General features: G+C 39.6%; 10 protein-coding genes. 1 reads left to right on the top strand and 9 read right to left on the bottom strand.

Going from position 1 to position 11,144, the window contains the following annotated elements:
* Nucleotides 1–166 precede the first annotated feature (166 nt).
* Both speB and speE read right to left on the bottom strand, forming a co-directional pair.
* Complete coding sequence (gene speB / locus GMJ66_RS10140; protein ID WP_156290201.1) at nucleotides 167–1,039, bottom strand: agmatinase; 873 nt, start codon at nucleotides 1,037–1,039, stop codon at nucleotides 167–169.
* Between the two features lie 14 nt (nucleotides 1,040–1,053).
* Entirely contained in the window at nucleotides 1,054–1,881 is an 828-nt protein-coding gene (gene speE, locus GMJ66_RS10135; protein ID WP_156290200.1) for a polyamine aminopropyltransferase, read from the bottom strand.
* Nucleotides 1,882–2,243: 362 nt separating this feature from the next.
* On the opposite strand from speE, the gene GMJ66_RS10130 reads away from it, so the two are divergent.
* On the top strand, nucleotides 2,244–4,295 hold the full coding sequence (locus GMJ66_RS10130) for a transglycosylase domain-containing protein (RefSeq protein ID WP_156290199.1): 2,052 nt from the start codon (nucleotides 2,244–2,246) through the stop codon (nucleotides 4,293–4,295).
* A gap of 244 nt (nucleotides 4,296–4,539) precedes the next feature.
* On the opposite strand, the gene GMJ66_RS10125 is transcribed toward GMJ66_RS10130, so the two are convergent.
* The 7 genes from GMJ66_RS10125 to GMJ66_RS10100 all read right to left on the bottom strand — a co-directional run bounded on the left by GMJ66_RS10125 (nucleotide 4,540) and on the right by GMJ66_RS10100 (nucleotide 11,070).
* Nucleotides 4,540–5,265, bottom strand: a complete 726-nt coding sequence (locus tag GMJ66_RS10125; RefSeq protein WP_156290198.1) for a hypothetical protein — start codon at nucleotides 5,263–5,265, stop codon at nucleotides 4,540–4,542.
* On the bottom strand, nucleotides 5,237–5,449 hold the full coding sequence (locus tag GMJ66_RS20680; RefSeq protein WP_231514889.1) for an RNA polymerase sigma factor: 213 nt from the start codon (nucleotides 5,447–5,449) through the stop codon (nucleotides 5,237–5,239). The genes GMJ66_RS10125 and GMJ66_RS20680 overlap by 29 nt, the downstream gene beginning before the upstream one ends.
* Before the next feature lie 35 nt (nucleotides 5,450–5,484).
* The gene (locus GMJ66_RS20675) at nucleotides 5,485–5,778 is read right to left on the bottom strand and encodes an RNA polymerase sigma factor (RefSeq protein ID WP_231514888.1); all 294 of its coding nucleotides are present in this window, start codon (nucleotides 5,776–5,778) and stop codon (nucleotides 5,485–5,487) included.
* Nucleotides 5,779–6,183: 405 nt separating this feature from the next.
* Nucleotides 6,184–7,953, bottom strand: a complete 1,770-nt coding sequence (gene ggt, locus GMJ66_RS10115) for a gamma-glutamyltransferase (protein ID WP_156290197.1) — start codon at nucleotides 7,951–7,953, stop codon at nucleotides 6,184–6,186.
* A 684-nt stretch (nucleotides 7,954–8,637) separates the two neighbouring features.
* Nucleotides 8,638–9,153 carry a YwhD family protein gene (locus GMJ66_RS10110; protein ID WP_156290196.1) on the bottom strand — a complete coding sequence of 172 codons (516 nt, stop codon included), beginning with the start codon at nucleotides 9,151–9,153 and terminating at the stop codon, nucleotides 8,638–8,640.
* Between the two features lie 101 nt (nucleotides 9,154–9,254).
* On the bottom strand, nucleotides 9,255–9,761 hold the full coding sequence (locus tag GMJ66_RS10105; protein WP_156290195.1) for a YwgA family protein: 507 nt from the start codon (nucleotides 9,759–9,761) through the stop codon (nucleotides 9,255–9,257).
* Entirely contained in the window at nucleotides 9,751–11,070 is a 1,320-nt protein-coding gene (locus GMJ66_RS10100; protein WP_156290194.1) for an HD domain-containing protein, read from the bottom strand. The genes GMJ66_RS10105 and GMJ66_RS10100 overlap by 11 nt, the downstream gene beginning before the upstream one ends.
* Nucleotides 11,071–11,144: the final 74 nt, after the last annotated feature.

Here is an 11,144-nt window from a genome sequence, read left to right as displayed (position 1 = left end):
TCTCACATGCTTTTGAGCGGTTCTACTTTTTTATGAGCCCCCTCCCTCTCTTTTGAGCGGTTCTACCTTTTTATGAGCGCTCTTCCCTCTCTTTTGAGCGGTTCTACCTTTTTATGAGCGCTCCTCCTTCTCTTTTGAGCGCCTACCAGCGCCTACCAGCTCCTACCTACTCCACCCAGCCGAGCAGCATTTCTCTTACAAATTTGCTTGCGGCAATTGCTGTTTTTTCCGAATGGTCGTATGCTGGTGCTACTTCCACTAAATCTGCACCGATAACATGGATATCCGACTTCGATATCAGTTGAATCGCCTCTAATAATTCATTCGATGTGATCCCACCTGCTTCTGCTGTTCCGGTTCCTGGTGCAAAAGCTGGGTCCAGTACATCGATATCAATCGTGACATAAACATTTCTTCCACTTAAAGCAGGCAGCATTTCCCGTAGTGGTTCTGAGACATGGAATTTGGACATGTGCATGCCGCTTTCTTTGGCATACTGGAATTCTTCACGCATGCCGGAACGGATTCCAAATGAATAGACATTTTCCGGTCCAATTAACTCACAAATTTTTCGTACTGGTGTGGAATGGGAAAGTGGCTCCCCTTCATATTCCTCCCTGAGATCGGCATGGGCATCAATATGAATGAGTGCCATATCCGGGTATTTTTTATGGATGGCCTGAATGATGGGCCAGGTTACTAAATGCTCTCCACCAAGTCCAATCGGAAATTTATCCTGTTCCAACAATTTCCCAATGTATTCCTGAATCATTTCCAGGCTGCGGGCAGGATTTCCAAATGGCAACGGAATGTCTCCTGCATCAAAAAAGGCAACTTCCTCCAGATGTTTATCCATGTATGGGCTGTATTCCTCCAGTCCAATAGATGCCTCGCGAATGCGGCCTGGACCAAAACGAGAACCTGGACGGAAGCTAACCGTCCAGTCCATTGGCATCCCATATATGACTGCCTTTGCTTTGTCAAAATCCGAACCTGACATAATAAATACTTTTCCAGAATATGCTTCATCAAATCTCATCGAAACGTCTCCCCTTACTCAGTCAAATCTTTCACAAATTTAGGCAATACGAAGGAAGCAAAATGAAGCTCCGGTGTGTAATATTTTGTAGCCATCGGTGTAAAACGTTCTTGTTTCACTTTTTGCGGATCATGAATTTTGCTTCCGATTGTAAATGTCCAAAGTCCACTTGGATAGGTTGGAATATTCGCCGTATACAGGCGTGTTACTGGAAAAATTTCTTTTACATCCGAATACACTTGTTTAATTAAATCTGCCTTAAACCAAGGATTATCCGTTTGTGCAACAAATACCCCATCATCTTTTAATGCCTTGGAAATTCCTGCGTAAAATCCTTGACTGAAAAGATTTACTGCCGGGCCAACCGGTTCCGTGGAGTCTACCATGATCACATCGAATGCCTTTTCACTATTGGCGATATACATAAAACCGTCATCGACTTTGACTTCCACACGTTCATTATCAAATTCGCTCGCAATCGTTGGAAGATATTTTTTGGAATAGTCGATAACCTTCCCATCAATTTCTACAAGCGTCACTTTTTGTACAGACGGATGCTTTAACACTTCGCGAATCACTCCCCCATCACCGCCACCAACAACTAGGACGTCCTTTGGATTCGGATGGGTGAATAAAGGAACATGTGCAACCATTTCATGATACACAAATTCGTCTTTTTCCGTTGTCATTACCATATCATCCAGGATTAGCATGTTTCCCCATTCTTCGGTTTCCACCATTTGCAGTTCCTGAAAATCTGTTCGCTCGGAAACATAGGTCTGTTTAATTTTTGCCGTTATTCCAAAATTCTCTGTCTGTTTTTCTGTAAACCAAATACTCATTGCTCTAATCCATCTCCTTGTATGTAGCTTTATTCAAAACTTCCTGCCAGCTAGTATTTCCTGCAGCATGAAATTAATGTTTTCATCAATCATGTAAACAAATAAATTATAGAGAAAACCGTGAAAATTACAAGCCTTTTTTTACACGAATTTCAAATTTAACTCTTTTTGGTTATTAGTAACTAAATCCCATTGTCCACTTCCGCATTTTCATGTTAGTCTAGCTCCAGCGACTAGCGGACTTCCCTCACCTCCGTACGTCGCTAAACGGGCGATTCCGCTTTTCTTATGTTTATTTGTTTTTATCTTTTCCCATAATGGTAGTAATACAAACGTATATTATGATTTATGGAGCTAATGCGATGAAGAAGAGGGGATTTAGAAAATATCGAATCATTGGGAAACTGATTACTGGCTTAGCCGGACTTGTACTTATTTCTTTTGCTGGAATTTATTTTTTAAGCTTTTTATTAGGTCCTCCCGTTTTAACAAACGAAGAGAATACCATTTATTACAGTGATTCCAATGAAGTAATTGGAGAAGAGCATGGGGTGGAAAACAGGTATTGGGTAGACTTGGAGGATATGTCTCCACATGTCATCAATGCCACCCTTATTGTTGAGGATCAGCACTTTATGGAGCATAACGGGTTTGATTTTAAACGGATTGCAGGTGCTATCATAGAAAATATTAGATCGATGTCATTGAAAGAAGGGGCAAGTACGCTTACCCAGCAGCTCGCTCGAAATCTTTATTTATCTCATGATAAAACATGGAACAGAAAAATAAAAGAAGCCTTTTATACGGTTCGACTGGAAATGTATTATTCCAAAAAAGAGATTTTGGAAGCCTATTTGAATTCCGTTTATTACGGACATGGTGCATATGGCATTGAAGCTGCCAGCAGATATTTTTTTGATCAATCCGCGAAAGATTTGGATGTGGCAGAAGCTTCGATGTTAGCAGGAATTCCAAAGGGGCCAACCTATTATTCTCCATTAAATAATAAGGAGAATGCAGATAACCGTCAGCAGCAGATTCTGAACTTAATGTTTAAAAACGACATGATTACTGCAGAAGAGTTTGACAAAGCCACAGAGAAAGAGCTTATCTATGCTGAAAAAGTGGCAGAAAACAAAAATACAATTGGCCCTTATTTTCAGGATACGGTTTTGGAAGAGGCATCCGAAGTTTTGGAACTGGATATGGAACTGATTCGCTCTGGTGGATTTCAAATTTACACAACCCTAAATGCAGAAATGCAAACACAACTGGAAGAATCCGTGGATGCCACGATTAGCGAGGAGAGCGAGATGCAAATTGGTGCTTTAGCGATGGAGCCAAATACTGGTGCGATAAAAGCAATGGTAGGTGGAAGGGATTATCAGGAGAGTCCGTATAATCGGGCTGTAGACGCAAGGCGCATGGCCGGTTCTACCTTTAAGCCATTCTTGTACTATGCCGCATTGGAAAACGGGTATTCCGCAAACACGATGTTAACCAGTAAGCCAACCGTGTTTGAACTGGAAAATGGGGAGGTATATCGCCCTAGTAATTTTAATGACTATTATGCCTACGAGCCGATTTCCCTCGCCCAAGCTTTGGCCGTATCTGACAATATTTATGCGGTAAAAACGAATGTGTTTCTAACACCTGAAAGAGTCATAGAAACTGCAAGAAGATTCGGGTTGGAAGGAGAATTGCCGGAAGTTCCGTCCCTTGCATTAGGAACTGCTTCCGTCACCGTGGAAGAGATGGTAACCGGATACGGAATCATTGCCAATGGGGGACGTGAAATCGAAGGCTATACGATAGAAAAAATTGTCGATCGAAATGGAAAAACGGTTTATGAAAGGGAAGAGAAAGCTGGTGACATCATCCTTGATCCGGACCAGGCTTTTATTTTAACCGATTTAATGACAGGTATGTTCGACCGGAAGCTTAATGGGTATGCATCGGTTACAGGTGCTCCGATTACAGATCAATTAACCCGTGTGTATGCCGGAAAATCTGGTTCAACCCAATCAGACAGCTGGATGATTGGGTATAGTCCTCATCTTGTTACAGGCGTCTGGGGCGGGTATGATGATAATCGTACGATGGAAATCGTTGCGGAATCCGGGTATCCTAAGCAAATCTGGGCAGCTTTTATGGAAAAGGCTCATGAGGAGCTGCCAGAACAAGGATTTGCAGCACCAGAAGGGGTTGTCGGAGTTCCGATTGATCCAGCAACTGGGCACATCGCCACTCCATACTGTGAAGTAAGCCGTGTAATGTATTTTGAAGAGGAAAATGTGCCTACCACTTATTGTACAGAGCATTTTCATATGGATGAACCAGAGGAGGAACCGGAAGAAGAAGATTCCAGCAAGGGACTGGTTGAACGGATTTTTGATTCGTTTATAGGGAGATAACAATCTACCAGTTCCGGATCAAAGCCAAGTGTGTTTTAGTAGTAAAAGGGAATTACTTCTAATTGTAATTCCATGAAAATGCACCTTGCAAATTGGTATTTTGGTTGTTTGAGCTTTCCATTTTACCATATTTTGCTAAAGGTGCATTTTTATTTTTGATGGAAAATACTTTATAGTTATTTCTGTCCTACTAAAAAATTATATGTTATTCAAATCGCTCTAAATATATTTTCTCGTTTATTTGTCAAAAATCAATGGATTCACCAATCTTTATCAGTTGCTCCTCAGATAGATGATAGGTGGATAACGTGAAACCGTACCCGTTTGTAATAATGTTTAATGTCTTCAATCCACTATTGTCATTTTCATTATAAAAGGCTTCATTACCATTAATTTCAGTTTTATAGTCTGCGTTTTCTTTCATATGATTTATCCCATTGTTATTGTTGTTTTCATTTATCTCTGAAATATCTTCTTGAAGAAATGTAAATATTTGCTTACCCTCGCCATCATAGTAATTAGCTGTTACGTTGGTTGTTTTCCCTGCAGACCTTTGTATAAGGTTCTTTATCTCCGTATTACTAGTTGGGGAATACTGCGGAAGTCGCAGGTCAAAGCCCGCTTCATTAATTTCCTCTATATTTGATTCGACCTCTTCATCCATTCCAATACTGGAAACTTGATCTGTGTTATTCCCTGACATATTTTCATTTTGTACCAAAGAATTATTTTGCTGCTGTACACTATGTTCACTAACAAAAAGAGTAGTAGTAGTTCCCAAAAACAAAATAGAAGCTACTATAGGGACAGCACTTCTCCTTATCCAGGATTTACGTTTGGATGATCTAACTTGTTCAAGTTTTGAAAGAAATAGTCTTCGGGAATGCTGCTGTTTCTCATTATCCCACGAAATATTTTCATTCAAGCTTTTGAGTGACTGATCAAGTTGTGTCTCCTCTTGGCCTTTCATACGCAGTACCTCCTTTTTTTAATTGTTCCTCCAATGTCCGTAGTGCGCGGAATAGTGTCGATTTCACTTTACTTTCGGACCATTTTAAAATTTGGGCTGTTTCCTGAATAGAGAATCCTTCTATCTTACGTAAGATAATGACCTGCCGGTAAGAGGTTTTTAGGCGATGTAAGGTCTTATACAAATCCTTTAATTCTTCACGCCCCTCAACAATGGATTCTATTGAGTCTTCTCATCTTTCTCACTTGGAATAAAATTCTTCACTAAAAGAATAGGAGCTTGTTTTCGTATAAAATCAACTGTAATACTGTGTGCTGTACGATAAAGGAATGTTTTGGGGTATTCTATTTCTTTATTCCCAAGATATTTGTATGCCTTTATAAATGTGTCCTGTGTAAGGTCTTCTGCTTGGTGAGTATCATTTATCATTTTTACAATATACTTATAGATACTGATACTATACTGATCATACCATTCCATGATTAATTTACGTTCAAGATCTCCTTCCGGCAATAGTATCCCCCCTTTTTTAATTAATTGTTTTCGCTATAAGGACGTATGAATCATAAATAAGTTGCAGTTTTTTGGTTTTATAATTTTTCAATATCCTATTTAATTCCAATGATACTTCTTTCAAACTACTGGAATCATAGATTTTGAACAAGCACTTTTAATAGAATTCACGTTATAGACGTTTGGAATTTGGTAAAGTTGCAAAAATACCCCCTCCATATTTTGGAAATGCTCATAAACTAAATATCATTTTATTGATGGGAAATTTGAGTAATATATAATACAAATTTTGTATATTCGGGACGTAAAATTAAAAATTCAGGTACATTGATCCCATTTCTAATGGAAGGAACCAAAATAAAAAGCCGGGACGAAAGATGATATTTCTTTCGCCCCAGCTTCTATTTACCTATTGTTTCCCTTTAAATCAACTCCAATTGCCGCTCCGTTTCTTCTATGATCCGCTACACCTTTTAATAATCCTGTTTCATGATCTAGTAAAATACTTTGAACATTCCCTATCGTTGTTGGTGAAGTTCCGAATTGGTGTCCCATGGAATTTAACTGCTCAATAACTTCCCTAGGGATACCTTCCTCATAACGATAGGAGTTCAGGTTGTTGGAATAAATCCGTGGTTCTATAACGGCATCTTCCGGTTCCATACCATATTCAACGACATTGATAATGGTTTGCAGGACGGACGTAATAATCGTCGGACCACCTGGAGAACCAACTGTTAATACCGGATCATCATTTTCAAACACAATGGTTGGCGTCATACTGCTTAATGGACGTTTATTTGGCTGCACCTCATTCGCACCACCAGGGATAGCATCAAAGTCTGTTAACTCGTTATTCAGCATGAACCCATATCCTGGTACCATGATTCCTGAACCAAATACCTGTTCAATGGTTGTCGTATAGGAAACTACATTTCCATCTTTGTCAGCTACTGTGAAGTGGGTTGTTTCCCCATATTGCCGATCATCCGGCTGTTCGGTCATTTCATAATTAGGTGAAGTATTTTCATATTGCCAAGGATCACCCGCTGTTGGATTTTCATTGACAGATTCTAAATCTATCAACGCCCTGCGTTCGGCAAGATAATCTGGGTCAATCAAACCGTTAACAGGTACATCGACAAACTCAGGGTCCCCAGCATATGCTGCACGGTCGGCGTATGCCAAATGCATCGTTTCAGCTAATAGATGATATTTTTCCCAGGATTTTGCATCATACTGGGATAAATCAAAACCATCTAAAATTCCAAGCATTTGAAGGAGGAATACCCCGCCAGAACTTGGAGGTGGCATGCTGGCAATGTCATATCCTTGGAACTCACCCCATACTGGTTCGTCTATCGTCACATCATAACGAGCTAAATCATCAACCGTCATGGAACCTCCAAAGTCCTGTACCACACCAGAAAGCGCTTCCCCGATTTCGCCATTGTAAAAAACATCAGAACCTTTCGCACGAATAAGTTTTAATGTTTTTGCCAAATCTTCTTGAACAAGGATATCTCCCTCTTCTATTACTTCTCCATTTGAAAAGAATACTTCTTCGGCTGCCGTGCTTCGTAGCTTACTCTTATTACTCGAGATGGATTGCGCAAGATAATCATCAACAGGAAATCCATTTTGAGCCAGTTGAATAGCAGGTCCAATCAATTGCTGAAATGGACGAGTTCCCCATGTTTCATGAGCTGTTTCCAAACCTTTCAACGTTCCTGGAACACCAACTGCTGTCCCTTGTCTTACACGCTCACTGAATGGAATGGGATTCCCGTTTTCGTCTAAAAACATATCTGGTGTCGCACCGGCTGGGGCACGTTCACGGCTATTCACAATGGTCGTTTCTCCTGTTTCTCCGTCATATACCATCATAAATCCACCGCCACCAATTCCGGACATCATCGGCTCCACCACATTTAATGCAAACTGAATGGCCACAGCAGCGTCCACCGCATTTCCACCCTGTTCCAAAACGTCAGCACCAACTTGGGTTGCTATTCCGTGAGATGTGGATACCATCCCACCATTCGAGGTATCAACTAAATCAAAATTGTCGTAATCCGTATCATATTTTGCTGCTAGTGCTGCTGTTGGATATGTTCCTGCTGTCATGACTAAAATCATACTCAAAACTACGATTCGATTCCACCATTTTTTCATCAAAATCTCTCCTCCCTAAGATATGAATCACCATTATCAAGCCTTGAAAGAAATGTCCCTCCTTCTCCCATCCAATTAACATTACATTTCGTGTTTTTATTTACCTTTTCCTTCCATAAATGGAAAAACAGTACTTTTGTCTTAATTTAGGATGTTTTCTAAAGAGTCAGCACTAAGTCTGCCGGCAATTTTGCTTTCAACTCAAAGGATTTGTTGCTATTGAAGAATGTTTTCATTTGTATTTGCTCACGGGGCGCCCACGAAAAGCGGAGTGTATTTCCGTAGCGATGCGTTAGCAGTATCCTACAGTCAGGAATTTATATCTAATATCAACTAATGTAGTGCTATAGCATACTTTATATCAAATTGATAGCAACAAAATACGAAAATGGCCTAATTTTCGAACAACCTGGTAACCCCTTCCTATCCCCAGCATTCGGATTCCCTATGAGCCAAAAGGCAAAGAAAAAGTCTACTATCTTAAGAAATCTTCCTCCTCCCACTTCCAAAAAAACTGTAGTAAAAAAAAGCAACCGACAATCCAGGGAAGATTGTCGGTTGCTTTTTGTCCTAGTAATACATGTTTGTCCATGTATCCATATTTTACAAATTTCTGACTAAAAGTACAATATGAATTAAAATTGTTCAAGATTCGTTCACAAAGTGTTCATTTTTTAAAATATTTTACTCCGGCAATGCGTCTTTAAGCTCATCGGATGAATTATTCCACATATCTTCATCAAAATCTACGAGAAAATCTTTAAGGAGTTTTTTCGAGTGGTCATCCATGTGATCGACAATGATTTTTCCTTTTAGGGATTTTTCCATATGTTTAATATGTTCCGGCATGTATTTATATGCTCGTTTGTTTTCTCTATCAACGCGGATTTCACTGCCTGCTACACCACTGTAAAACTTTCCACTTTCGTTTCGTTCCACATTGACCCATACAATCCAATATAATTTTCCATTTAGAACCTGATCTCTCTCATGGGTCCATTTTACTCTGCGCTCCACTTTACTTCGCGCGTGCATTGCATCCATGTCCACATATGCCTCATTCTCGTTGGGATCCACAATGACTGGGGACATGTTTTCCAGGCTGATGACACCACCACCTCCACCGTAGCCACCATGACCATCTGTAGGATCGTCCTTAATAATCGTAAAAGCATTCTTTTTCTTTTTATCCGAACTCATACAAGATTTCCTCCCTTTCTTCACCAACCACTAAGAATATGTGTGCATACTACCCATTTTTACTAATCTTACCAAAATAAATACGTTATTTCACACATTCCTTATTGCGTAACCGGATCTTTTAGTTCGTTAATAAATTGTATGGCATCCTGTATTTCTTCATCACTATATTTTTGCTTCGCTTTCACTGTACGAACTTTTTCAATTGTTTCTTCCATTGGCAAGTCATCGAAGTAAAACATGGTTGCAACCAATTCGAGAAAACGGGAGCTTCTTGATTTTAATTTATCCACTTTAATCTGGTAATCCGGCATGTCCAGTCCAAATTGCTGCAGAAAATCTTTCCCGTCTGAAGTAATCCTATAATTATATTGATAATAATTGCTTTTATCTTCTTTTACTTCATTAAGAAATCCAAGATTACAGAGCTCCTCAATTCGTAATGTCAGTTCTTCCGAGTAAGGACCGTAAAAATGAAAATTGTATTTTTCCTCAAATGGAATGTTACACTTTTGTAAGATATAAATCATCTTCTGCAACTTCTTGCGTCCAGTCACACTTTCGGCCACTGAAAAAAACTGCACTAACTTCGCATGATTATCTAACATCTTTTACCTCTCCTTGGCCATATAAAATTTCTATAATACGATGTTTAAGCTGTTCATCTTCCACTGCATCTAAGCGGTCTTTCGGAAAATATAACTTATGATCCGTCCGTTTTTTTCCGGATATCGCTTCTACTATATCGGAATGTCTGGACAATTCCTTTAATGAATTATCCGGCATAACTAAATGAATCGGCAATCTTTCTTCTTCCTCACCTGGTCGATAAAAGTCATATGGTAGATCAGATGAAGAATCAACAACTAAATAATATTCCGGATGAATACCGGCGTCCTGAAACAGCTGGTAAAGTTCCATCCACTGCTTCATTTGCAGATTAGGATTAAATTCCACATATTTAAACAGTCTCCGATTCATAAACCGTTCACACAAATCTCGTAAAATATCATCCTGCTCTTCCTGCCAAAGCTGAAAATAATAGTGCACAATCGATTCATCCAGTTTTAAATACTCTTCCAGCTTCACTTTCCCTTCAAAAAAGGAAATAAAGTGGGTTGGCTTCAATTTAAATATAAAATCATCGGATTCATATAACTCTTTGGCACGATGCAATATTTTCGATAGAATCACTTCTGCACTTCTTGTTACCGGATGAAAATAAACTTGCCAGTACATTTGATATCTGCTCATGATGTAATCTTCCACGGCATGCATCCCTGTGGATTTAATCACGACCTGATCTTCCATCGGCCGCATCACTCTTAAAATCCGTTCCATATCAAAATGACCATAGCTAACCCCAGTATAATAGGCATCCCGCTGGAGGTAATCCATTCGGTCGGCATCGATTTGACTGGAGATTAAACTGACTACCAGCTTGTCCTTATACGTTTTTGCAATGACATCCGCAACCTTTTGGGAAAATCCGGGACTGACTTTTTCCAGTATGTTGTTGATTTTTGTGTCTCCGATGATAATTTGTTGGGTAAAATATTCATGATCGAGCTTAAAGACCTTTTCAAAGGAATGGGAAAATGGTCCATGTCCCAAATCATGAAGCAGTGCTGCACATAAACATAGCAGTCGCTCCTCATTATTCCAATGTGGACGATTCTCAAAGTTACTGATAATCCTTCTTACAATCTCATACACGCCGAGTGAATGATTAAAGCGACTATGTTCTGCCCCATGGAATGTCAAATTTGTCGTACCAAGCTGCTTAATTCGACGCAGCCGCTGAAATTCCGGTGCTGCAATCAGATCCCATATCACCCGATCTCTTACGTGGACATAACGGTGTACAGGGTCTTTAAATACCTTTTCCTCCGATAATTTCTGATCTTTATATGCCATTTTCTCCATCCGTTTCTTTCGACAATTTTACTTTATATTATATAATACATACTGACTCGAAAAAAGGGTAAGGT

The organism is Oceanobacillus salinisoli, from assembly GCF_009733865.1.
GTDB classification, from domain to species: domain Bacteria; phylum Bacillota; class Bacilli; order Bacillales; family Amphibacillaceae; genus Oceanobacillus; species Oceanobacillus salinisoli.
Note: the sequence above shows the minus strand (reverse complement) of the source record. Positions and strands in the feature narration are given on the sequence as shown.

Excerpts from the sequence above, each read along its gene's own strand:
- ggt (WP_156290197.1), bottom strand. The coding sequence starts at position 7,953 with ATGAAAAAATGGTGGAATCGAATCGTAGTTTTGAGTATGATTTTAGTC.
- GMJ66_RS10130 (WP_156290199.1), top strand. The coding sequence starts at position 2,244 with ATGAAGAAGAGGGGATTTAGAAAATATCGAATCATTGGGAAACTGATT.
- speB (WP_156290201.1), bottom strand. The coding sequence starts at position 1,039 with ATGAGATTTGATGAAGCATATTCTGGAAAAGTATTTATTATGTCAGGT.
- speE (WP_156290200.1), bottom strand. The coding sequence starts at position 1,881 with ATGAGTATTTGGTTTACAGAAAAACAGACAGAGAATTTTGGAATAACG.
- GMJ66_RS10125 (WP_156290198.1), bottom strand. The coding sequence starts at position 5,265 with ATGAAAGGCCAAGAGGAGACACAACTTGATCAGTCACTCAAAAGCTTG.
- GMJ66_RS10105 (WP_156290195.1), bottom strand. The coding sequence starts at position 9,761 with ATGTTAGATAATCATGCGAAGTTAGTGCAGTTTTTTTCAGTGGCCGAA.
- GMJ66_RS10110 (WP_156290196.1), bottom strand. The coding sequence starts at position 9,153 with ATGAGTTCGGATAAAAAGAAAAAGAATGCTTTTACGATTATTAAGGAC.
- GMJ66_RS10100 (WP_156290194.1), bottom strand. The coding sequence starts at position 11,070 with ATGGCATATAAAGATCAGAAATTATCGGAGGAAAAGGTATTTAAAGAC.